The sequence below is a fragment of the Bradyrhizobium oligotrophicum S58 genome, from assembly GCF_000344805.1.
Classification (GTDB): Bacteria; Pseudomonadota; Alphaproteobacteria; order Rhizobiales; family Xanthobacteraceae; genus Bradyrhizobium; species Bradyrhizobium oligotrophicum.
Genome location: NC_020453.1, coordinates 3767245 through 3788696 on the forward strand (window position 1 = coordinate 3767245; position 21452 = coordinate 3788696).

General features: G+C 65.4%; 23 protein-coding genes. 15 read left to right on the top strand and 8 right to left on the bottom strand.

Annotation, left to right across the window (positions count from 1 at the left end; translation table 11 throughout):
- Window positions 1-5: 5 nt before the first annotated feature.
- Window positions 6-440 (top strand): universal stress protein, encoded by a 435-nt coding sequence (locus S58_RS16190; protein ID WP_015666420.1) that lies wholly within the window; start codon window positions 6-8, stop codon window positions 438-440.
- Here S58_RS16190 and S58_RS16195 read toward each other — a convergent pair.
- Together S58_RS16195 and S58_RS16200 are read right to left on the bottom strand one after the other, a co-directional pair.
- The gene (locus tag S58_RS16195; protein WP_015666421.1) at window positions 437-1663 is read right to left on the bottom strand and encodes an MFS transporter; all 1227 of its coding nucleotides are present in this window, start codon (window positions 1661-1663) and stop codon (window positions 437-439) included. The two genes, S58_RS16190 and S58_RS16195, sit on opposite strands and share 4 nt — an antisense overlap.
- Window positions 1664-1768: 105 nt before the next feature.
- Complete coding sequence (locus S58_RS16200; RefSeq protein WP_015666422.1) at window positions 1769-2560, bottom strand: class I SAM-dependent methyltransferase; 792 nt, start codon at window positions 2558-2560, stop codon at window positions 1769-1771.
- Between the two features lie 195 nt (window positions 2561-2755).
- On the opposite strand from S58_RS16200, the gene S58_RS16205 reads away from it, so the two are divergent.
- A complete protein-coding gene (locus tag S58_RS16205) occupies window positions 2756-4138 on the top strand; it encodes an Nramp family divalent metal transporter (protein WP_042339623.1) in 1383 nt (460 codons plus the stop codon).
- A 77-nt stretch (window positions 4139-4215) separates the two neighbouring features.
- Here the strand turns inward: S58_RS16205 and S58_RS16210 are convergent, their stop codons facing one another.
- The 3 genes from S58_RS16210 to hemB form a co-directional block, all read right to left on the bottom strand.
- Window positions 4216-4992: an arginyltransferase gene (locus S58_RS16210; RefSeq protein WP_015666424.1), complete on the bottom strand. Its 777-nt coding sequence runs from the start codon at window positions 4990-4992 to the stop codon at window positions 4216-4218.
- Window positions 4993-5080: 88 nt separating this feature from the next.
- Window positions 5081-5626 carry an RDD family protein gene (locus S58_RS16215; protein ID WP_377812441.1) on the bottom strand — a complete coding sequence of 182 codons (546 nt, stop codon included), beginning with the start codon at window positions 5624-5626 and terminating at the stop codon, window positions 5081-5083.
- 209 nt (window positions 5627-5835) lie between these two features.
- The gene (hemB, locus tag S58_RS16220) at window positions 5836-6897 is read right to left on the bottom strand and encodes a porphobilinogen synthase (RefSeq protein ID WP_015666427.1); all 1062 of its coding nucleotides are present in this window, start codon (window positions 6895-6897) and stop codon (window positions 5836-5838) included.
- 219 nt (window positions 6898-7116) lie between these two features.
- Between hemB and S58_RS16225 the strand changes: the two genes are divergently transcribed.
- The 13 genes from S58_RS16225 to S58_RS16285 all read left to right on the top strand — a co-directional run bounded on the left by S58_RS16225 (window position 7117) and on the right by S58_RS16285 (window position 18110).
- Window positions 7117-7584 carry a DUF6163 family protein gene (locus S58_RS16225; RefSeq protein ID WP_042339628.1) on the top strand — a complete coding sequence of 156 codons (468 nt, stop codon included), beginning with the start codon at window positions 7117-7119 and terminating at the stop codon, window positions 7582-7584.
- Between the two features lie 359 nt (window positions 7585-7943).
- On the top strand, window positions 7944-8456 hold the full coding sequence (gene ldtR / locus S58_RS16230) for a transcriptional regulator LdtR (protein ID WP_015666429.1): 513 nt from the start codon (window positions 7944-7946) through the stop codon (window positions 8454-8456).
- A gap of 194 nt (window positions 8457-8650) precedes the next feature.
- Window positions 8651-8866: a hypothetical protein gene (locus S58_RS16235; RefSeq protein ID WP_015666430.1), complete on the top strand. Its 216-nt coding sequence runs from the start codon at window positions 8651-8653 to the stop codon at window positions 8864-8866.
- A 26-nt stretch (window positions 8867-8892) separates the two neighbouring features.
- Window positions 8893-9114, top strand: coding sequence for a hypothetical protein (locus tag S58_RS16240; RefSeq protein ID WP_015666431.1), 222 nt, complete (start codon window positions 8893-8895; stop codon window positions 9112-9114).
- Between the two features lie 107 nt (window positions 9115-9221).
- Window positions 9222-9668, top strand: coding sequence for a hypothetical protein (locus S58_RS16245; RefSeq protein WP_244440777.1), 447 nt, complete (start codon window positions 9222-9224; stop codon window positions 9666-9668).
- A 194-nt stretch (window positions 9669-9862) separates the two neighbouring features.
- Window positions 9863-11167, top strand: a complete 1305-nt coding sequence (glyA, locus tag S58_RS16250; RefSeq protein WP_015666433.1) for a serine hydroxymethyltransferase — start codon at window positions 9863-9865, stop codon at window positions 11165-11167.
- 14 nt (window positions 11168-11181) lie between these two features.
- Window positions 11182-11667 carry a transcriptional regulator NrdR gene (nrdR, locus tag S58_RS16255; RefSeq protein WP_006612773.1) on the top strand — a complete coding sequence of 162 codons (486 nt, stop codon included), beginning with the start codon at window positions 11182-11184 and terminating at the stop codon, window positions 11665-11667.
- A complete protein-coding gene (gene ribD, locus S58_RS16260) occupies window positions 11664-12815 on the top strand; it encodes a bifunctional diaminohydroxyphosphoribosylaminopyrimidine deaminase/5-amino-6-(5-phosphoribosylamino)uracil reductase RibD (RefSeq protein WP_015666434.1) in 1152 nt (383 codons plus the stop codon). The genes nrdR and ribD overlap by 4 nt, the downstream gene beginning before the upstream one ends.
- Window positions 12815-13423, top strand: a complete 609-nt coding sequence (locus S58_RS16265) for a riboflavin synthase (RefSeq protein WP_015666435.1) — start codon at window positions 12815-12817, stop codon at window positions 13421-13423. Before ribD ends, S58_RS16265 begins: the two co-directional genes overlap by 1 nt.
- A gap of 179 nt (window positions 13424-13602) precedes the next feature.
- A complete protein-coding gene (ribH, locus tag S58_RS16270; protein WP_042339631.1) occupies window positions 13603-14094 on the top strand; it encodes a 6,7-dimethyl-8-ribityllumazine synthase in 492 nt (163 codons plus the stop codon).
- Window position 14095: 1 nt separating this feature from the next.
- The gene (nusB, locus tag S58_RS16275; protein ID WP_015666437.1) at window positions 14096-14605 is read left to right on the top strand and encodes a transcription antitermination factor NusB; all 510 of its coding nucleotides are present in this window, start codon (window positions 14096-14098) and stop codon (window positions 14603-14605) included.
- 187 nt (window positions 14606-14792) lie between these two features.
- A complete protein-coding gene (thiL, locus tag S58_RS16280; RefSeq protein WP_015666438.1) occupies window positions 14793-15785 on the top strand; it encodes a thiamine-phosphate kinase in 993 nt (330 codons plus the stop codon).
- Window positions 15786-15989: 204 nt separating this feature from the next.
- Entirely contained in the window at window positions 15990-18110 is a 2121-nt protein-coding gene (locus S58_RS16285; RefSeq protein ID WP_015666439.1) for a sodium-translocating pyrophosphatase, read from the top strand.
- 116 nt (window positions 18111-18226) lie between these two features.
- Here the strand turns inward: S58_RS16285 and S58_RS16290 are convergent, their stop codons facing one another.
- The 3 genes from S58_RS16290 to S58_RS16300 all read right to left on the bottom strand — a co-directional run bounded on the left by S58_RS16290 (window position 18227) and on the right by S58_RS16300 (window position 21320).
- On the bottom strand, window positions 18227-18865 hold the full coding sequence (locus S58_RS16290; RefSeq protein WP_015666440.1) for a hypothetical protein: 639 nt from the start codon (window positions 18863-18865) through the stop codon (window positions 18227-18229).
- A 140-nt stretch (window positions 18866-19005) separates the two neighbouring features.
- On the bottom strand, window positions 19006-20088 hold the full coding sequence (locus tag S58_RS16295) for a DUF2336 domain-containing protein (protein ID WP_015666441.1): 1083 nt from the start codon (window positions 20086-20088) through the stop codon (window positions 19006-19008).
- Between the two features lie 224 nt (window positions 20089-20312).
- Window positions 20313-21320: a Bug family tripartite tricarboxylate transporter substrate binding protein gene (locus S58_RS16300; protein ID WP_015666442.1), complete on the bottom strand. Its 1008-nt coding sequence runs from the start codon at window positions 21318-21320 to the stop codon at window positions 20313-20315.
- Between the last annotated feature and the right edge of the window lie 132 nt (window positions 21321-21452).

A 21452-nucleotide genomic window follows, 5' to 3' on the forward strand; every position in this document is an offset into this window, starting at 1 on the left:
AGCTCATGTACACGCATATCTTGCTACCAACCGACGGTTCCGATCTGTCGAAGGCTGCGATCAGGCATGGTATCGCGCTGGCCAAGGCGACCGGCGCCAAGGTCACCGCGCTGGTGGTGTCCACACCGCTCCACTCCCTGGTCGTCGATCCTCACGCGGCGACCAAGGCGCTGGAACAATACAAGATGCTCGTGGCGGATCAGACCGCGAAATATCTCGATCACGTGAAGGACGACGCGGAGCGCGCCGGCGTCGCCTGCGTCACGGTCTGCGTCGAGCACGACAAGCCCTATGAGGCGATCGTCGAAACTGCGCGAGACAAGAATTGCGATCTGGTGCTGATGGCCTCGCACGGCCTGCGCGGCGTTTCGGCGATCCTGGGCAGTGAGACCCTGAAGGTGCTGACGCATTCCACCGTGCCCATTCTCGTCTATCGCTAGGCGGGCTGTGGCTCCGGCTGGCGTGCGATCGCGACGGCCGGCGAGCTGAGGATCACCAGCGCCTGCAGGCCGAAAATGACGGCCGCAGCATAGAGGCACGCGTCGGCGCCGTAGCGACCGCCGAGGATGGCGCCGAGCAGCGAGCCCAGCGGGCGGGCGCCGTAGCTCAGGATGTTGATGGCCGAGACCCGCCCGAGCAGCCCGGCCGGCGTCACCGACTGCCGGAGCGTGGTGGTCGAGATCACCCAGAGGATCGGTCCGGCGCCGAGCAGGAAGAAGCTGACGGCCGCGAGGGCCGGGGAGGGGATCAGCGTCGTCAGCGCCATGACCAAAGCTGCGGCAAAGCCGGTGACGGGCCCGAGCCCGATCACGGTGCCGAACGGCAGCCGCCGCAGGATGCGGGTGGCAAGCAATGCGCCGCAGACCATGCCGACGCCGAACATCGACAACACCGTGCCAATGCCGCCGGCCGACAGGCCAAGCCGGTGCACCGCATAGGGCACGAAGACTGCGAGCAGCAGGAAGTGCGCGGTGTTGAAGATGAACTGCGTCATGAACACCGGCCGCAGCAGCGGATGTCGAAGCACGAACGTCGCGCCTTCACGGATATCGGCGAGCGGATGGCGGCGCGGGAGAGGCGCGCGGTCAGGCTCGGCGATGCCGGAGAGACAGATCGCGGCGATCAGCGACAGCGCCGCGGCGCAGCCGAAGGCCGGCGCGCCGCCGATCCAGCCGACCAGCATGCCGCCCACCGCAGGCCCACCGGCGAAGGCAATGGTGCGGGCCAGCTCGATCCGCGCATTTGCGGGCGCCAGTTGGGCCGGGGCGACCAGGCTCGGCACCAGCGCGGGTGCGGCGACGCTGAACACCACCGTGCCGCAGACGGCTGCAAATCCGAGCGCCGCCAGCAGCGGCAGCGTGAGCACGCCGCCGGCCAAGGCGATGAGGATCGCGAGCAGCGCCAGCGCGCGTAGCGTCTCTGCCAAGGCCATCAGCCGCCGTCGCTTCATGCGGTCGGCGAGCAGCCCGGCCGGAATGGCGAACAGCACGAATGGCGCCGTCAATGCGGTCTGCAGCAATCCGGTCTCGCCCTCGCCGACGCCGAGCGCGAGCACCGCGACGATCGGCGCGGCGGCAAGCGCGATCTGCTCGGCCGATTGTGCGGTGAGGTTCGACCAGGCGAGGCGCTGGAAGCTTGCGGGCAAAGCAGGCGAAGGAGGCATGTCGGGTACCTGATGTGATGATGCGGCCATCATCATCGTCGCAAAGGCCTGCTCGCGCCCACCCGCTTCCTGATCTCCCGCGTCGGCCCTCGCGCTGCGGACGGCCTATGCTGCGGTGGGAGCCTCGGCCAAGCCCCACTCCGGAGGCAGGGTGCGGAACGCCAGATGCGTGCCGGAATTCAGCGGCGCCGTCTTGAAGCCGAACTTGTGCCAGGCAAGCGCCAGCGCATGCTGGGTGTAGATCGAGATGTGGCCGTTGCGCGGTGCGACATACCACCAGGACATCCCCTGGCTGTCGAAGTCGTCCGGCTGCGTCAATGTCGAGTAGAACACGCCGCCCGGCTCGGCCACGCAGGCGGCCATCGCTCCGATCGTCGCCAGCGGATCGGGCACATGTTCGAGCGTCTCGAAGCAGGTCACGAGGTCGAACTTGCCGTCGGGATGGACCGCGTGCTCTGGCACCATCGGATCGTAGGTGACGGCCTCGGCAAAGCCGTGAGCGCGCAGGCTGGTGCAGAACACGTCGTTGCCGCCGCCAAAGTCGAGCACGCGCATGCCGGCTTTATGCGGCGCCCAGAAGCGGGCCACGGCCGCCGCATTGTCAGTAGGACGCTTGATTCGATAGTCTGGATCCACGGCCTCGTAGCCGTCGTTGTAGATGTGGGTCCTGAACTGCTCGATGCTCCAGTCTTCGAATGCGTCCGTGAACAGGAAGCCGCAGTCGGCGCAGCGGCGGTAGTAGATCGGCACGCCGGTCAGCGGCGCACGATGCGCATGCGCCGTCTGACAGGGACGGTTCATGTCGACCACGCCATAGAGGTTGGCAGGACCGTCACAGATCTTGCAGGGCACAGGCGCAGTCGTGATCGGCCGGAGACCGAGGGGGGTAGAGAGCATGCTGGATCCCATCAGGAGGGCAATGACGCCCGTGACTGCTGGCGCGCCGCATCGGGGCACGAATCGGCAGGCATGGACTGTCCCGATGATGGAGCGGTATAGGAATAATTCCAGCGCGGGCTGGCCGACCGCCTCAAAATTGCCTGCACTTGCAAATAAGTTGCATTAAAGGTCGGTTTCGTTCAGTGTAGCACCATGGACGCAAAATCGTCAGACCTTTCGCAACTGCATGCCATGGTTCCGCCGGCGGACCGCCCGGCGCGGGGTGGCTGGCGCGGTGAACGCGGCGACCCGTCTTTGGGCAACATGTTCGCCTCGGTGCGGACCAGCGCCAAGGGATCGCTTTGGCGAAAGCTGCTCGCCTTCCTCGGGCCCGGCTATCTGGTCGCCGTCGGCTACATGGACCCCGGCAACTGGGCGACCTCGCTCGCCGGCGGCTCCAAGTTCGGCTACGTGCTGCTGTCGGTTGCGTTGCTGTCCAATCTGATGGCCATCGTGCTGCAGTCGCTGTGCACCCGGCTCGGTGTCGCGACCGGCCGCGATCTGGCCCAGGCCTGCCGCGACTCCACCCCACGCTGGGTTTCCGTGCCGCTGTGGCTGTCGGCGGAAATCGCGATCACGGCCACCGATCTCGCGGAGGTCATCGGCACCGCGATCGGTCTCAGCCTGCTGTTCGGGCTTCCGCTGTCGATCGGCGTCTGCGTCACCGCGCTCGATGTCTTTCTGATCCTGGCGCTGCAGGCGTTCGGCTTCCGCTGGATCGAGGCCTTCGTGGTCGCGCTGCTCGGCATCATCGCGCTGTGCTTTGCGATCCAGATCGCCATGGCGCAGCCGGACTGGGCCGAGGTGGTCAAGGGCTTCGTGCCGAGCGGCCAGCTGATCGCCAATCCCGAGATGCTGTATCTGGCGCTCGGCATTCTCGGCGCCACCGTGATGCCGCACAATCTCTATCTCCATTCCGGGCTGGTGCAGACCCGCGGCTATGGCGACAGTCCGGAGGACAAGCGCGAGGCCATTTCGCTGTCCACGATCGATTCCACGATCGCGCTGTGCCTGGCGCTCACCATCAACGCCTCGATCCTGATCCTGGCGGCGGCGACGTTCCACAAGACCGGGCAACTCGACGTTGCCGAGCTCGACCAGGCGCATTCGTTCCTGGCGCCGCTGCTGGGATCGACGCTGGCGCCGACGCTGTTTGCGATTGCGCTGCTGTGCTGCGGCCTGAACTCCACGATCACCGCGACCTTGTCCGGGCAGATCGTGATGGAAGGATTTCTGCAGTGGCGGATCGCGCCCTGGCTGCGCCGCCTGATCACCCGCATGATCGCGATCGTGCCGGCCGTCGTCGTGACGATCTGGGCCGGCGAGAAGGCGACAGGGCAGCTTCTGATCCTCAGCCAGGTCGTGCTCAGCCTGCAGCTGCCATTCGCGATCGTGCCGCTGGTCCTGATCACGGCCAGCCGCGCCAAGATGGGGCAGTTCGTGGCGCCGCGCTGGCTGACCGCGATTGCCGGCCTGATCGCGGTCGCGATCATCGCCCTTAATGCGAAGCTGGTGTGGGACCTGGCGATGGGATGATGTGAGGCGAATAGGGAGTAGCGAATAGGGAAATCTTGCAGCTCTCCTCGCTACGCCTCATTCGCTATTCGCGCCTTCTACTCCTGCGGTTCCGGCGCGGTGTCGCCCTCGGCATCCACCCGCAGCCAGCCGGCCGCCGCCAGCCGCTGCTGCGGCAAATAGCGGCTCTTGTAGTCCATCTTCTTCGAGCCTTCGATCCAATAGCCGAGATAGACGTAAGGCAGTCCCTGGCGCCGCGCCCGCGCGATATGGTCGAGGATCATGAAGGTGCCGAGCGAGCGCGTGGTCTCGGCGGGATCGAAGAACGAATACACCATCGACAGCCCGTCGCTGAGCACGTCGGTCAGGGCGACCGCGACCAGCTCACCGCCCCGGGCGTTCGGACCGTTGCTCAGGTTGCGGCGGCGATACTCGATGATTCGCGTCTCGACATGGCTGTCCTCGACCATCATGGCGTAGTCGAGCACCGTCATGTCGGCCATGCCGCCAAGGCGATGGCGCTGATCGAGATAGCCGCGGAAGATCGAGTACTGCTCGGAGGTCGGCACGGCGCTGCGCTGCTCGCCGACCAGATCCGAATTGCGCGCCATCACCTTGCGGAAGTTGCGCGACGGCCGGAATTCGTTGGCGATCACACGGACCGACACGCAGGCGCGGCACTGGTCGCAGGCAGGACGATAGGCGATCGACTGGCTGCGGCGGAAGCCGCCATGGGTGAGGAGGTCGTTGAGATCGGTCGCCTTGTCCCCGACCAGATGCGTGAACACCTTGCGTTCCTGCCGCCCGGGCAGATACGGGCAAGGCGAGGGCGCGGTCAGGTAGAATTGCGGGGTGTCACGCGAATGCTGGGTCAAGGAACGTCGTGAGCCTCCGAGGCGATCATGAACAGAATTGCGCTCCGAAGGCGGCCGGTCAATCGCTTTTGATGCGCCACCTGATGTCTCACCACGTGCGAGCCGGTTCGACCAGCTGCGCGCGTGCCGACGTGTTGATCACGACGGTGCCGAGCACGAAATCGTGCAGCAGCCGGCGGCGTCCGTTGAACAGCCCGACCAGAAGAACCAGGGGCGACAGCGCCGACACCGAGATCCAGAAGCACACCGCATGCACGGCACCGAGCACAAAGTACCCGGGCGCGCCGTACCAGGTGCGGACCTCCAGATCCATCAGGCGCATGCCGATGGTGGCCGAGTTTGGCCCGCCGATGGTGGCGCCGTAGTAGACGATCGCCCAGATCACCGAGGCCGGTGATACCAGCCAGAACAGCGCCCAGCCGAGACCGAGCGTGACCACGCCGAACACGGCGATGAAGATCACCGCCAGGATCACCGGGACCGACAGCACCAGCAGATCGATCAGGAATGCAATCACGCGCCGCGTCAGCACGCCGCGAAACAGCTCCGGTTGCTGATAGGGATCGTAGGCGTGCGGCCGCATGCCAGCCCCGCTGCTGCTCCAGCCTCCGTCCCCTGAGCCCATAGACGCCATGGACATACCCTCCGAAATTGGCATCCAGGACATGGGAACCAGGCGGGCGCTTGCAAGGGGCGATCCCTGGACGGCCCGTGGCAAATTTCGGACGATTTCGCGCGTGATGTTTAGAACATGATGTTTAGAACTTGTGCGGCGGCGCTCGAGACGCTGCCTGGCATCGCCGGGATTTGTATCGCCGGCCGATGGCGTGGCGTCAGGTGCGCTTAGCGCTGCTGGCGCAGCCGCTCGGCCGCTTGCGGCGCGAAGTAGGTGAGGACGCCGTCGGCGCCGGCACGCTTGAAGGCGAGCAGGCTCTCCATCATGGCCCGCTCGCCATCGATCCAGCCATTGTTGGCGGCGGCCGCGATCATCGCGTATTCGCCCGACACCTGATAGGCGAAGGTCGGCATGCTGAACGTGTCCTTCACGCGCCTGACGACGTCGAGATAGGGCATGCCCGGCTTCACCATCACCATGTCGGCGCCCTCGGCGATGTCGAGCTCGACCTCGCGCAGCGCCTCGTCGGTGTTGGCGCTGTCCATCTGATAGGTGCGCTTGTCGCCGGTCAGCGTCTTGGCCGAGCCGATCGCGTCGCGGAACGGGCCGTAGAACGCGGAGGCATATTTGGCCGCGTAGGCCATGATCTGCACGTCGAGGAACCCCGACTGGTCGAGCGCCTGGCGAATGGCGCCGACGCGCCCGTCCATCATGTCGGAGGGCGCGATGATGTCGCAGCCGGCCTCCGCCTGGACCAGGGCCTGGCGCACCAGCACGGCGACCGTCTCGTCGTTGAGGATGCGGCCGTTCTGGATCAGGCCGTCATGACCGTGGCTGGTGAACGGGTCGAGTGCGACGTCGCAGAGCACGCCGATGTCGGGGAATTCCTTCTTGATCGCGCGCACCGCCTGGCAGACCAGGTTCTCCGGATTGCAGGCCTCGGAGCCGTGCTCGTCGCGCAGCGACGGCTCGGTATAGGGGAACAGCGCGATGCATGGGATGTCGAGCTTGGCGGCGCGCTCGGCGTCGCGCACGATCTCGTCCACGCTCAGCCGTTCCACGCCCGGCATCGACGCCACGGTGGTGCGGGTCCGATTGCCTTGCACGACGAAAAGAGGCCAGATCAGATCGTCCGTCGTCAGCACGTTCTCGCGCACCAGACGGCGCGCCCATTCGGCCTTGCGGTTGCGGCGGGGGCGGATGGTGAGGTCGAGAGCCGGCGGCGTCCCCGTGGTCGTGGTGCGCGCGATGTCGCGCATTTCGATCGGGCGCCCGAATTTGATGGCCATGGGGAGCTGGCTCCTTGCACCGGCCGGCGAGCCGGAGGATTTGATTTGTTGTAATTCCAACAATCTGTAGCACTTTGGCCCCGCGGCGTCACTTGACCTGACGCAAGCTGCCCAGTTGATTTCGCCGCGCCGCCCGGCCAAGAATCGCCATTCTCCTGGTCCTTGAGAAGTCTGCCATGAAGCCTGTGATGATGACCCGTCCAACCGGCCCGAGCCGCGATGCCTGAGATCCCCTCGGCACGAGACATGGCGCGCGACAACGCCGCCATGTCCATTGCGGCCATGTCCTCGGATCGGCAGGAGAGCGACGAGAACGTCTGGACGCGCCGGCTCGTGCTGTTCCTGCGGGTCATGGCCATGCTCTCGATCGCCAAGGGGCTCTACCATTGGGCCCAGGTGACCGGCTTCATTGGCGGCGAGGACGATGCGTTCGAGAACCAGGCGATGGCCTGGCAGGCGGCCACGGTCTATTTCGCCGTGATCGAGCTCGTCGCCGCGGTGGGCCTCTGGCTGGCGACGCCATGGGGCGCGGTGGTCTGGCTGACCACGGTGGTGTCGATGGCGGTCATCGAGCTGATGTTCCCGGGCATCTATGGCGGCAACCTGCTGGTGGTCGCCGGCGAGGCAATCATGCTCGCGGCCTATCTGGTGCTGGCCTGGATGTCGGCACGTGAGCGGCCACCGTAGATGGTGGATCGCATTCGTTGCCCGGTGTAAATGTTTTCAGCGGAATGCGGGTAATGTTTCGAACACCTTAAGAGCGCTTGCCACAGCTGTTACACAGACCTTAGCGGCGGGAACCCCAGCTGTTTTGGAATGCGACAACGGGCGAGACAGAGCGTGAACATCATGCCGCGACCGTCAACGGACTCTTGCAAAAGCCTCTGTAATTACTGAATTAAAAGAGGATTCACTCTCCGCGATTCATTCTCTCTTTATGCTCTTATTTAAGGCGATCTTCAAAGCGCGCCCCTTAAGCTCGTTTTATCAGACGGGACAAAAGTTTCGTCGAATAAGTCGACAAAAACGACGACAGGGGAAGTGTCATGATGAAAGCCGTTGCGACGGCCGTGGAGACTGCTGCGCCGGGCCAGGGCGGCACCGTCCAGTCGCTCTATCTGGAAGCTCTGACGCTGGTGGAGCGGCTGCATCGCCGCCTGCTCGACGTCATCAAGGACGAGTTCGACCGCCGTGGTCGTTCCGACATCAATTCGGTTCAGGCGCTGCTGCTCTATAACATCGGCGACAAGGAGCTGACCGCGGGCGAGTTGCGCACGCGCGGCTACTATCTCGGCTCCAACGTCTCCTACAATCTGAAGAAGCTGGTCGAGCTCGGCTTCCTCGATCACCAGCGCTCGCGCGTCGATCGCCGCTCGGTTCGCATCCGCCTGACCCCGCAGGGCCAGGAGATCCGCCGCATCGTCGACTCGCTGTATCAGAAGCACGTCAAGACCGTCGAGCAGGTCGGCGGCATCTCGGGCGAGGAGTTCTCGACCCTGAACAAGTCGCTGCATCGTCTCGAGCGCTTCTGGACCGACCAGATCCTGTATCGCCTCTGATACGCGTTGCTTCGGTTGAGCCGGCCTCCGATAACGGAGACCTAAGACCGGACAGCCGTTGATCGATGAGTTCGACCTTGCGTCGGCCCGTTCGGGCCGGCGCTTTTTCTTGTTCGTCTCGACAAAAGCACCCGGTCCGAATTGGAACCAATCGAGGGTTCCCGGTCTTATTTCCGCGGACCGGAGGTCGGACCATGCTGCACGATGCCGGAATGCAAGTCATGAACGTGGCGATGGTTGGGGATGCCTATGCCATCGCGTCCAACTATCTGCGTCTCTCCGGCGCGATGCCGGAGGAATACGCGCCGAACGAAAGACTCGTCGACATCATCGTGCAGCTGATTCACCGCGGAGAATTCAACAAGCTCAGGCTCGCCAACAAGGCGATCTCGATGTTCAAATCTGTCTGACGGCCTGACGTTCAAGAGGGGATGATATGGAAGCCATCATCGATCGCATCATGCACACCTACGACCTGCTGGCGAACCGCACCGCTGCGGCGAGCGGGGAGGCGCGCCGCAAGGTCAGCGCCTATATCCAGACCCTGTCCGAAGCGGGTGAGCGGGATCCGCATCGTCTGACCGTGTGCGGCCTGACCTATCTGCGTCAGCTCGACGGGCGCGTCGATCCGGTGAAGGCGGGCTACACCGGCCTCTGATGTTTTCGGCGCGAGATGACTCGCGCTTGGCGCTTGCCTCATATTACCGACAACCTGTATGAGACCGCTCGGTTTCATGCAGGTTGTTCGTTTTTGGGGGGCGGTCGATGTTTTGGATGTCACGCGCGGTGTTCGTGCCGCTACTGATGATCGCCACCTGCTCACAGAACGAAACTCCGGCGACCGACGCGGCAACACCTGTCGCTGCTCCGGTAATGGTGGAGAATCCGACCAAGATCGGGGAATGCGCGGAAAGGACGATCGCGTCCATTTCAACCCGTATGAACGACAAGCTGCCGTCCAAGCAGCCCAAGCCGGCCAAGGATGGCGGCAGCTTCGTGCAGTACACCAACAAGAACACCCAGGTGTCCTACGATTGGAGCGCCGCGCTTGCTCATTCGCGGGTCGGCGACCGCGTTCGGATGTGCCTCGTGTCGATCCCGAAGGATTGTCCTCCCGGCGACGACCGCGGCCGAGTCTACGAGACGACCAATCTAAGGACCAATGAGGCGTGGACCATGCCGGACGACCCGCACGCCTGCGGCGGGGCGTGAACGCCTGAATCCAGCCTTCCGCCCGCCGCCCGTCCACCATATCTGGCATAAACAACGTCCCAGACCCGCAACGGCTTGGACGATCCCTTGGCCTGCCGCCGCCCGTATGGTAAGGGCAGGGGTCTTTTCCGACCGCCTTCACTGAACCGACCGCCGGCCGCCTAAGGCCTTGCGGACGTGGAGATATTCCGCCGATGACCGCTTCCAGCGCCAAGCCCGCCTCGTCCGTCGATTCCTTTTTCTCCGCCACCCTGGCCGAAGCCGATCCCGAAATCGCTGCCGCCATCAAGGGGGAGCTCGGTCGGCAACGGCACGAAATCGAGCTGATCGCCTCGGAGAACATCGTCAGCCGGGCGGTCCTGGAGGCCCAGGGCTCGGTGATGACCAACAAATATGCCGAGGGCTATCCGGGCGCACGCTATTACGGCGGCTGCGAATGGGTCGACGTCGCCGAGAACCTTGCGATCGACCGCGCCAAGAAGCTGTTCGGCGCCAACTTCGCCAACGTGCAGCCGAACTCGGGCAGCCAGATGAACCAGGCGGTGTTCCTGGCGCTGCTGCAGCCGGGCGACACCTTCATGGGCCTCGATCTCGCCGCGGGTGGTCACCTGACCCACGGCTCGCCCGTCAACATGTCCGGCAAGTGGTTCAAGGCTTCGCACTATACGGTGCGGCGCGAGGACCAGCTGATCGACATGGATGCGGTCGCCAGGCAGGCGGAGCAGGTCAAGCCGAAGCTGATCATCGCCGGTGGCAGCGCCTATTCGCGCGCCTGGGACTTCAAGCGCTTCCGTGAGATCGCCGACAGCGTCGGCGCCTACTTCCTGGTCGACATGGCGCATTTCGCCGGTCTCGTCGCCGGTGGCGTGCATGCCTCGCCGGTGCCGTACGCGCACGTCACGACGACGACGACCCACAAGTCGCTGCGCGGCCCGCGCGGCGGCCTGATCCTGTGGAACGACGAGGCGCTGACCAAGAAGCTGAATTCGGCGATCTTCCCGGGCCTGCAGGGCGGTCCGCTGATGCACGTGATCGCGGCCAAGGCGGTAGCCTTCGCCGAGGCGCTGCGGCCGGAGTTCAAGACTTACGCGAAGAACATCGTCGAGAATGCGAAGGCGCTGGCGGAATCGCTGCGCGCCCAAGGCTTCGACATCGTCTCCGGCGGCACCGACAACCACCTGATGCTGGTCGACCTCAGGCCGAAGGGCTTGAAGGGCAACGCTTCGGAGAAGGCACTGGTTCGCGCTGGCATCACCTGCAACAAGAACGGCATTCCGTTCGACCCCGAGAAGCCGTTCGTCACCTCTGGCCTGCGGCTCGGCACGCCGGCGGCAACGACCCGCGGCTTCGGCGTCGCAGAATTCCAGCAGGTCGGCGGCCTCATTGCCGAGGTCCTGAACGCCATCGCCCAAGCGCCGGACGGCAGCGCGCCGCTGGTGGAAGCTGCGGTCAAGGAGAAGGTGAAGGCGCTGACCGACCGGTTCCCGATCTATCAGTAAGGCTTGAAGCCACAATGCGCTGCCCGAGCTGCAACAGCCTCGATACGCAGGTGAAGGACTCCCGCCCCACCGAGGATTCCTCGGTGATCCGCCGGCGGCGGGTCTGCGTCACCTGCAATTTCCGCTTCACGACCTTCGAGCGGGTGCAGCTGCGCGAACTGACCGTCATCAAGCGCAACGGCCGTCGCGTGCCATTCGACCGCGACAAGCTGATGCGCTCGGTGCAGATCTCGCTGCGCAAGCGCTCGGTCGATCCGGAGCGGGTCGAGAAGATGGTGTCGGCGATCGTGCGCGAGCTCGAGAGCGGCGGCGAGTCGGAGGTGTCCTCGGAGGCGATCGGCGAGATCGTGATGGAGCATCTGCGCGACCTCGACGACGTCGCCTATGTCCGCTTCGCCTCGGTCTATCGCAATTTCCGCGAGGCCAAGGACTTCGAGGCCGTGCTCGGCGAGCTCTCGGCCGAGGACGAGGCGCCGCGGCTGGCGCCGGTCCGCAAATGATCTTCCGGGTCCTGGTCGATCAGGTCGGCGAAAAGCTGAAGGCGCAGAAGGACGCCGACCGCCGCTTCATGCAGCTGGCGCTGACGCTCGGGCGCCGCGGCCTGGGGCGGACCTGGCCCAATCCCGCCGTCGGCGCCGTGGTCGTCAAGGACGGCATCATCGTCGGCCGCGGCTGGACGCAGCCGGGTGGACGCCCACACGCCGAGCCCGAAGCGCTCCAGCGCGCCGGCAACGCCGCGAAGGGCGCCACGCTGTATGTGACACTCGAGCCGTGCTCGCATTTCGGCAAATCGCCGCCCTGCGTCGATGCGGTCCTCGCGGCCGGCATCAGCCGGGTCGTCTCGGCCATCGAGGATCCCAATCCCGAGGTTGCGGGGCAGGGGCATGCCAAGCTCCGCGCCGCAGGCCTTCCGGTCGAGGTCGGCCTCTGCTCGGCGGACGCCAAGCGCGATCACGCCGGCCATTTTCGCCGCATCCGCGAGGGGCGGCCGCATGTGATCCTCAAGCTCGCGGTCTCGGCCGACGACAAGATCGCAGCCAGCGGCAACAAGCCGGTGGCCATTACCGGCGAAGCGGCGCGGACACGCGTGCATCTGCTGCGCGCCCAGAGCGATGCAATCCTGATCGGGGTGCGCACGGCGATTGCCGATGATCCGCTGCTGACTTGCCGGTTGCCCGGCATGGCGGCCCGCTCGCCGGTTCGCGTCGTGCTGGATCCGATGCTGCGGCTTCCCTCGGCGAGCCGTTTGATGCAGTCCGCGCGCACCACGCCGCTCTGGCTCGTCGCCTCCGAGATTGCCGAGCCGGCGACGGCGACCCGGCTGGGAGCCGCCGGGGCGCAGGTGATCCGCGTGCCGCCGCAGGCTGATCCTTCGGCGCTGGAGCCACCCGCGGTGCTCAGGTCACTGGCGGAGCGCGGCATCACCCGCTTGATGATCGAAGGCGGCAGCCGCGTCGCATCGTCTTTCCTGCAAAGCGGCCTGGTCGATGAAATCTGGCTCCTGCGCGGTCCCGGCGAGATCGGGTCCGACGGAATCGCTGCGCTGGACGCATTGCCGCTGACCGCAATCACGCAGTCGCCGGCCTATCGCGTTCGTGCTAGCGAAGCGCTCGATCAGGATACAATCACGATTTACGAGCGCGCCTAATGTTCACCGGCATCGTCACAGACATCGGCGAGATCGTCAGCCTGACGGCGCGCACCGAAGGCAAGCTGCACCGGCTGCGCATCGCCTGCAGCTACGGCCAGGCCGGAATCGCGGATGGCGCATCGATCGCCAACAACGGCGTCTGCCTCACGGTTGTGCAGTCGGGCATCGCTGACGGAAAGACCTGGTTCGAGGTCGACGCCGCCGCAGAGACGCTGGCGCTGACCACCGCCAAGCACTGGCGTGTCGGCACCAAGCTGAACCTGGAGCGGGCGCTGAAGATCGGCGACGAGCTCGGCGGCCACATCGTCTCCGGCCATGTCGATGGCATTGCGTCGATCGTCAGCCGCGAGAACCTGCCGGACATGGCGCGGTTCGTTTTCAAGACCACGCGCGAGCTGGCGCGCTTCATCGCCACCAAGGGCTCGATCACCCTCGACGGCGTGTCGCTGACGATCAACACCGTGGACGAGCTGACCTTCTCGGTCCTCATCATTCCGCATACGCTGTCGGTGACCACGCTATCGTCCTGGCAGGCGGGCAGCGAGGTCAATATCGAGGTCGACCTGATGGCACGCTACGCGGCGCGCCTCACGGAAATGAAGTAAGCTCCATCGGAGCTTTCAGTCTTGGCTTTGCAGGCCGTCGCGCCTACAAGGCCAGCCCTCATGGTGAGGACGCGCGGAAGCGCCGTCTCGAACCATGAGACGATTTCTTCTCACCCTTCGAGGTGCGGCCGAGCGGCCGCTTCTCAGGGTAAGACACCTGTGACAATGGAAACATGACCATGGCAGACGCACGGCGCGCGCCGCTCAAAGACCAGACCGACATCTCCGGCGCCAGGGCGCTGATCGTCGAAGCCCGCTTCTATGACGACCTTCAGGACGCGATGCTGGAGGGCGCCACGGCCGAGCTGAAGGCGGCCGGCGTTGCGTACGACGTGCTGACTGTCACTGGCTCCTTGGAGATTCCCGCCACGATCGCGATCGCGCTCGATGCTGCCGCCAAGAATGGCAAGCCGTATGATCTGGCGATCGCGCTCGGCTGCGTGATCCGCGGCGACACCATCCATTTCGAGATCGTCTCGCAGGAATCCTCGCGGGCGCTGATGGATCTGTCGGTGGCGCGCGGCCTGCCGCTCGGCAACGGTATCCTGACCGTCAACACCGAGGACCAGGCCTGGGCGCGGGCCCGCGTCTCCGAGATGAACAAGGGCGGCGATGCCGCGCGGGCGGCACTCGCCGTGCTCCGCATCAAACGCCGTTTGGCGCGAGGCTGACATGGCCGACAGCAGCAACAAGCCGTTCAAAGGTCCGGTCAGAGCGAATGATCGCAAGGCCAACAGGCGGGGCGCTGCGCGGCTCGCCGCCGTGCAGGCGCTCTACCAGATGGATATCGCCGGTGCCGGGATCAACGACGTCCTGGCCGAGTTCGAGAGCCATTGGCTCGGCACCGAGGTCGAGGGCGAGCAGTACCTGCCGGCCGAGGCCGCCTTCTTCCGCGACATCGTCTCCGGCGTGGTGCGCGACCAGACCAAGATCGATCCCGTGCTCGATACCGCCTTGGAGCGCGGCTGGCCGCTGCAGCGGATCGAGGCGATCCTGCGCGCGGTGCTGCGCGCCGGCGCCTATGAGCTGGAACGGCGCAAGGACATTCCGGCGCGGGTCGTGGTGTCCGAATATGTCGACATCGCCCACGCCTTCGTCGAGCGCGACGAGACCGGCATGGTCAATGCCGTGCTGGAGCAACTGGCGCGGCAGTACCGCGCCGACGAAATGGGGCCGAAATAGCGATGGGGGACGCCGGAGCACGATCGTTGCGAACCGGTGCGGTGCCAGCTTGCTCGCTCAACTGTCATCACCCGCGAAAGCGGGTGATCCAGTATTCCAGAGACGTCCGGGGGATACGGAGAGGCCGCGGCGTACTGGATCGCCCGGTCAAGCCGGGCGATGACAGCCGAGGGTGAGGGACGAGCCGATGACTCACGATCCCTCCGGCGAAGACTCTCTCATCGCCCGCTATTTCAAGCCGCTCGCAACCGACCCCGGCGCGTTTGGCCTGGTCGATGATGCCGCGATCATTCCGGCTGACGGCGACGACATCGTCGTCAAGACCGACGCCATCGTCGAAGGCGTCCATTATCTCCCCGACGATCCGCCCGACACGATCGCGCGCAAGGCGCTGCGGGTGAACCTGTCGGATCTCGCCGCCAAGGGCGCCGTGCCGGCCGGCTTCGTGCTTACGCTCGCGCTGCGGGAAAAGGACGAGGCCTGGCTTGCCGCGTTCGCCCGTGGCCTCGGTGAGGACGCCGCTGCCTTCGGCTGCCCGCTGCTCGGCGGCGACACGGTGTCGACCCCCGGTCCGGTGATGATCTCGATCGCAGCCTGGGGGCGCGTTCCCAAGGGCCGCATGGTGCATCGGTTCGGGGCGGACTCTGGCGACCGGGTGATGGTCACGGGAACGATCGGCGACGCAACGCTCGGCCTGCGCATGCTGACGGGCAGAGCGGAGGCGGCGGCCCTGGCCGACGATCCCGCCGCGCGGGAAATGCTGATCGGCCGCTACCGCGTGCCGCAGCCGCGCAATGCGCTGGCGGCAGCGGTGCGCGATTTCGCCAGCGCGTCGATGGACGTGTCCGATGGTCTCGCCGGCGATCTGGCCAAGCTGTGTGCCGCTTCCGGTGTGAGTGCCGACATCGAGCTGTCACATGTTCCAACCTCGCCTGCAGCAACCAGGCTGCTGTCCAGCGGCGCCACCTCGTGGGAAAGCTTGGTCTCCGGCGGCGACGACTACGAAATCCTTTGCACCGTTCCCGCAGCGCAATGCGAAGCATTCCGTGCTGCAGCCAACGCGGCGGACATTGCCGTCACCGATATCGGCGCCATTGTTGCCGGCACGAACACGCCGCGCTTCAGGGACGGGCAGGGGCGTCCCATCACGCTGAGGCGTTTGTCCTTCAGCCACTTCTGACACTTATTTGCAGTGCACAATGCGACCAAAGAAGCGTCTGAATTTGGAGCGGTTCAGGCGTCGCGGCGTTGCGTCATCATGGCGATTTTGGCAAGGTTCATAATGTTCGAGGCGGCTCCGCCCGGGGCGGCCTGACAAAGGGGGCGTGCGTCGCACCATCGCGGCGTGACGTAGTTAGAAAAAGCAAAGAGCCGAGGAAACTAAATGTCAGCTTTATGGGTGATCGTGCTCTGCGGAGCGCTGTCGATCGTCTATGCGATCTGGGCCACACAATCGGTGCTCAGCGCGGACGCCGGCAATGCGCGGATGCAGGAAATCGCGGCGGCCGTGCGTGAGGGCGCGCAGGCCTATCTCCGCCGCCAATATACGACGATCGGAATCGTCGGCGTCGTGATCTTCGCGCTTCTTGCGTATTTCCTCGGAACCCTGGTTGCGATCGGCTTTGCGATCGGCGCGATCCTCTCCGGTGCGGCCGGCTTCATCGGCATGAACGTGTCGGTGCGCGCCAACGTCCGCACCGCACAGGCTGCCATCACCTCACTGGCAGGCGGCCTCGAACTCGCCTTCAAGGCCGGCGCCATCACCGGCATGCTGGTGGCCGGCCTCGCGCTGCTCGGCGTGACCATCTACTTCGGCATCCTCACCGGCTTCATGAAGCTCGCGCCAGACAGCCGCACCGTGATCGATGCGCTGGTCGCGCTCGGCTTCGGCGCCTCGCTGATCTCGATCTTCGCCCGTCTCGGCGGCGGCATCTTCACGAAGGGCGCCGACGTCGGCGGTGACCTCGTCGGCAAGGTCGAAGCCGGCATTCCCGAGGACGATCCGCGCAATCCCGCGACCATCGCCGACAACGTCGGCGACAACGTCGGTGACTGCGCCGGCATGGCCGCCGACCTGTTCGAGACCTACGCCGTAACCGCGGTCGCCACCATGGTGCTGGCGGCGATCTTCTTCGCCAAGTCGTCGCTGCTGACCAACATGATGACCCTGCCGCTCGCCATCGGCGGCATCTGCATCATCACCTCGATCGCCGGCACCTTCTTCGTCAAGCTCGGCGCCAGCCAGTCCATCATGGGCGCGCTGTATAAGGGCCTGATCGCGACCGGCGTGCTGTCGCTCGGCGGTCTCGCGCTGGCGATCGCTTGGCTGATCGGCTTCGGCAAGCTCGACGGTGTCGACTACACCGGATCGGCGCTGTTCGTCTGCGGCGTGGTCGGCCTCGTCGTCACCGGGCTCATCATCTGGATCACCGAGTACTACACCGGCACCGACTTCCGTCCGGTGAAGTCCATTGCGGCGGCCTCGGTGACCGGTCACGGCACCAACGTGATCCAGGGCCTCGCGATCTCGATGGAATCGACCGCGCTGCCTGCTCTCGTCATCATCGCCGGCATCCTGGTCACCTACAGCCTGGCCGGCCTGTTCGGCATCGCCATCGCGACCACGACGATGCTGGCGCTCGCCGGCATGGTCGTCGCGCTCGACGCCTTCGGTCCGGTCACCGACAATGCCGGCGGCATTGCCGAGATGGCCGGCCTGCCGAAGGAGGTCCGCAAGTCGACCGACGCGCTGGACGCGGTCGGCAACACCACCAAGGCCGTCACCAAGGGCTACGCGATCGGCTCCGCCGGTCTCGGCGCCCTGGTGCTGTTCGCGGCCTATAACCAGGACCTGCAGTTCTTCATCGCCGACTCCGCGAATCATCCGTACTTCGCGGGGATCAAGCCGGACTTCTCACTGAACAACCCCTACGTCGTGGTCGGCCTGCTGTTCGGCGGCCTGCTGCCCTATCTGTTCGGCGCGATGGGCATGACCGCGGTCGGCCGCGCCGCCGGCGCGATCGTCGAGGAGGTGCGCCGGCAATTCCGCGAGAAGCCGGGCATCATGCAGGGCACCGACAAGCCTGACTACGGCAAGGCCGTTGACCTGCTGACCAAGGCGGCGATCAAGGAGATGATCATCCCATCGCTGCTGCCGGTGCTGTCGCCGATCGTCGTCTACTTCCTGATCTACGCGATCGCGGGCGGTGGTGCGGCCGGCAAGTCGGCGGCATTCTCCGCCGTCGGCGCCATGTTGCTCGGCGTCATCGTCACCGGCCTGTTCGTCGCGATCTCGATGACCTCCGGCGGCGGCGCCTGGGACAACGCCAAGAAGTACATCGAGGACGGCCACTACGGCGGCAAGGGCTCCGACGCCCACAAGGCGGCGGTCACCGGCGACACCGTCGGCGATCCCTACAAGGACACGGCGGGGCCGGCGGTGAACCCGATGATCAAGATCACCAACATCGTGGCCCTGCTGCTGCTGGCGATCCTGGCGCACTGAGCAACAGATACGGTCCAAACAATAAGCCCCGCGGTGCGAGCCGCGGGGTTTCATTTCATGCCCTTCTGGCTGGTCTTGGTTGTGCGCTGTGCGCGCGCGGCGGAAGCTGCGATCGGCTAGCGATCGTTCCAGTTCGGAGTCAGCGACGACCATTGCGGCGCTTCCCATATCGTCTGCCATGGCTCTTCCGAACCGCAATTGTCGCGGGACAGCTCGATGCGGATGATCGAGAAATCCGAGTTGATCCAGCGGTAGGTGTGACGAATGTTGGGTTGGCCGCATAGATCCGATGTCCCGACGGACTCCAGCAGCTTGCTCTCGGGATTCCAGGTGATGGCGCCGAGAGAGCTGGTCGTCGCGAACCCTGCCGGCCAGGAGACGACGGGGAATTGCAGCGCGCGCGGGTTTGTCAGCTGCGATAGGTCGTAGATCTGCTGCTGGTAGCCGAAACCGAAACACGTGACCTTGGCAAACCTCCGGCGATCGATCTTGAAGACATGAACCGGAACCTGGGCGATGACGTCCCGCCATCGACAGCCTGATTGTGTCGCGGCCGCCGCCAACTGCGTCGGCACCAGCGTCGGGTCTGCGATGTCGAACTCGGCTCGCCCCTGCGCGACATCGAACCATTGTCGATAGGCCTGTTTTCGCAGCTCGTCCGTATTCTGCTCCTGTCCGAGCAGGTTGCCGACCGACGAAAGCAGCCAGACGACAGCGAAAATTGAGGAGGCGAAGATGCTGAGGGGTCTTTGCATCTGCGGACAATAGCAGGGAACGGGCGAGCGAAGTGAGACCCGTCACAAGATCGGTCTGTCTGTCGTTGTCGCTCGTTCAGGCTACTCTCTGGAATACCCCCCGAGACGAAGCGTGTCGTCGGACGGCTTCAGCGAGCCCTTCACTCCGCCGCGCGCTGCCGCGTCCGATAGCTCTGCAGGATGCTCTGCGCTGTCCGCGGCTGCAGCTGCGAGAAGCTAGCCAGATGCTGGTCGAGCTGCGGACGTGTGCTGCCGCTGGCGTTGGCCTGCATGAACAGCAGCGTCGTCGTCGTGACCCAGGACAGATCGAGCGCCTTGGCGAGCACCAGCAACTGATCCGGCTGCTTGCGCACGAAGGCGCGCTCGACCAGGTCGAGCGGCAGCTTGCACATCAGCGCCATCGCCAGCGTGACCTTGTCGAAGTTGCCTTCCTTGGCGAAGCCGTGGAGCTGCCCTTCCTGGAGCTGGCCCGAAGCGTATAGCTGCTCGACATAGGTCTTGGCGTTGGCGAAATCGGCCGAGCGCGTCCGGGCCGCGGCCTGCAGACGGTCCGAGGCTTGCGCCACGGCGAGTTCGACGATCTCGGCGCGCGTCGCGTCGGCGCTGGCGAGTTGGTCGCGCACCGCGTCGGAGGCCTGGACGAACAGCCTGACCAGCACCTCGCGCGGACTGTCGGGCCGGCTCCAGAGCTTCAATGCCAGGCCGGGATCATCGGACGCCTTCGTCACCAGGCCGGAGAAACCGTGATCCGAGAAGCGCGCGCCGCCATTGTTGGCGGCGTTCGAAACCACGGCCTGATCGCCGCGATCGACCAGGACGTCGGTGATGGCTTCGCTCAGGATCCTTCGGGTGGAAATCGCGAGCAGATGCTCCTGGCTGCGGGTCTGCGCGGCCGCCACCAGGGTCTGCTCGTCGAGCCTGTCGCTCTGGCGCAGCACAGGCCCGGCGACAGCGATGGTCTCGTCGGCGGCGAGATGCCGGATCAGGCGCGGCGGCGCATCGGGCAGCACTGCGAGCCGGCTGCCGAGCTCGGCCCGCGCCGCGACGGCGACGTTGTCGAGCAGCTTCGACAGCACGTGGTCGAACAGATCGACGTGTTCTTCGTTGAACTTGCCCGAGCCGACGACGAACAGGTCGGTGACGCGCCCCAGAATTTCATCGCGCCGCGACACGTAGCGGCTGGCGAGGATGTCTTCGAGCTGAAGCAGGACGTTGTTGGGCAAGGCACGGGCTCATGCGATCGACATCGCGCCGTCTGCCCTTCGGAGGTCGTCGGACTCACCCTTTGCAGGGGGCAAGGCCCGACATCCGCCGACGGTATCTCATGACCAGATCAAAGACGCGCGGCCGCCATCTATCGCACCACCTCGCTTAAGGTGCCGTTACACCAGAACCCTATTCCGATACTGCGTCGAGGAACGGCGCCCGGTGGATCGGTGCGAGCGGGTCACTGCACGTCCATCTGCAGGCCTTCCTTCTGGATGATCGACGCGAATTTGGTGGTCTCGGACTGCACGAAGTCGCCGAATTGCTGCGGCGTGCCGTAGTCGGCCCGTGCGCCCATTCCGGCAATGGTCTTCCGCATGTCGTCGCGCTCCAGCATCGCCTTGATCTGCAGGTTGAGCGCGCTCGTGATCTCCGGCGGGCAGGCCTTGGGCAGGAACACGCCGAACCAGGACGAGACGTCGAACTTGGCAAGCTCCGCCGCGGTCTCGCGCATCGTCGGTAAGTCGGGCGCGTTGGCGCTGCGCTCCGGCGTCGTGACGCAGAGGCCGATCAGCTTGCCGTCCTGGACCTGCGGCAGCGACGGAAACAGATTGTCGAACAGGATCTGGATGTCGCCGGCGAGCGCGCCCTGCAGCGCAGGCCCGGCGCCGCGGAACGGGATGTGCGTCATCTTCAGGCCGGTGAGCTGCAGAAACCACGCGCCGGTCAGATGCGGACTTTGGCCGACGCCGGACGAGCCGTAGTTCAGCTTGTCGGGATTGGCCTTGAGATAGGCGATCAGCTCGGGGATCGACTTGATGCCGGTCGACGGATGCGCCGAGACGATGTTCGGGATGCGGATCATGTTGGACACCGCCTGCAGCTGATCCGGCTTGTAGGCGAGGTTGCGGAAGATCGAATAGGCGATCGCGTTGGGACCGGGATTGCCGATCAGGACCGTGTAGCCGTCGCCCTTGGTGCTGCGCGCGACTTCGGCTGTGCCGATGGTGCCGCCGCCGCCGGAGCGATTCTCGACCACCGCCGATTGCCCCCAGGCGGTCTGCAGATGCGCCGCGAGCAGCCGGCCCATCACGTCGGTGCTGCCGCCGGGCGCTGCGGGCACGATCAGCCTGACGGTTTCGGTCGGGCGCCAGTCGGCGAGACTCGTGCGCGGCAGAATGACGGCGGTCGATAGAGCTGCGGCTCCCGACAGCAGCCGGCGGCGCGACCACGCGGTGCGTTCAGCCAATGATTCCTCCCTGCTTTTGTTTTGCGGCAGGGTAGGGAAGGTTGCACCGCCAGAGCAAGCACGGGAATCGCAGGCGAGCTGCGCCAATCAGCGCAGTGGCCGGCTTTGTCCCGTGGCCCGGAACATCATATT

Coding starts and splice junctions, on each gene's coding strand:
- S58_RS16190 (WP_015666420.1), top strand. CDS start 6: ATGTACACGCATATCTTGCTACCAACCGACGGTTCCGATCTGTCGAAG.
- S58_RS16195 (WP_015666421.1), bottom strand. CDS start 1,663: ATGCCTCCTTCGCCTGCTTTGCCCGCAAGCTTCCAGCGCCTCGCCTGG.
- S58_RS16200 (WP_015666422.1), bottom strand. CDS start 2,560: ATGCTCTCTACCCCCCTCGGTCTCCGGCCGATCACGACTGCGCCTGTG.
- S58_RS16205 (WP_042339623.1), top strand. CDS start 2,756: ATGGACGCAAAATCGTCAGACCTTTCGCAACTGCATGCCATGGTTCCG.
- S58_RS16215 (WP_377812441.1), bottom strand. CDS start 5,626: ATGGCGTCTATGGGCTCAGGGGACGGAGGCTGGAGCAGCAGCGGGGCT.
- hemB (WP_015666427.1), bottom strand. CDS start 6,897: ATGGCCATCAAATTCGGGCGCCCGATCGAAATGCGCGACATCGCGCGC.
- S58_RS16225 (WP_042339628.1), top strand. CDS start 7,117: ATGCCTGAGATCCCCTCGGCACGAGACATGGCGCGCGACAACGCCGCC.
- ldtR (WP_015666429.1), top strand. CDS start 7,944: ATGATGAAAGCCGTTGCGACGGCCGTGGAGACTGCTGCGCCGGGCCAG.
- S58_RS16235 (WP_015666430.1), top strand. CDS start 8,651: ATGCTGCACGATGCCGGAATGCAAGTCATGAACGTGGCGATGGTTGGG.
- S58_RS16240 (WP_015666431.1), top strand. CDS start 8,893: ATGGAAGCCATCATCGATCGCATCATGCACACCTACGACCTGCTGGCG.
- S58_RS16245 (WP_244440777.1), top strand. CDS start 9,222: ATGTTTTGGATGTCACGCGCGGTGTTCGTGCCGCTACTGATGATCGCC.
- glyA (WP_015666433.1), top strand. CDS start 9,863: ATGACCGCTTCCAGCGCCAAGCCCGCCTCGTCCGTCGATTCCTTTTTC.
- nrdR (WP_006612773.1), top strand. CDS start 11,182: ATGCGCTGCCCGAGCTGCAACAGCCTCGATACGCAGGTGAAGGACTCC.
- ribD (WP_015666434.1), top strand. CDS start 11,664: ATGATCTTCCGGGTCCTGGTCGATCAGGTCGGCGAAAAGCTGAAGGCG.
- S58_RS16265 (WP_015666435.1), top strand. CDS start 12,815: ATGTTCACCGGCATCGTCACAGACATCGGCGAGATCGTCAGCCTGACG.
- ribH (WP_042339631.1), top strand. CDS start 13,603: ATGGCAGACGCACGGCGCGCGCCGCTCAAAGACCAGACCGACATCTCC.
- nusB (WP_015666437.1), top strand. CDS start 14,096: ATGGCCGACAGCAGCAACAAGCCGTTCAAAGGTCCGGTCAGAGCGAAT.
- thiL (WP_015666438.1), top strand. CDS start 14,793: ATGACTCACGATCCCTCCGGCGAAGACTCTCTCATCGCCCGCTATTTC.
- S58_RS16285 (WP_015666439.1), top strand. CDS start 15,990: ATGTCAGCTTTATGGGTGATCGTGCTCTGCGGAGCGCTGTCGATCGTC.
- S58_RS16290 (WP_015666440.1), bottom strand. CDS start 18,865: ATGCAAAGACCCCTCAGCATCTTCGCCTCCTCAATTTTCGCTGTCGTC.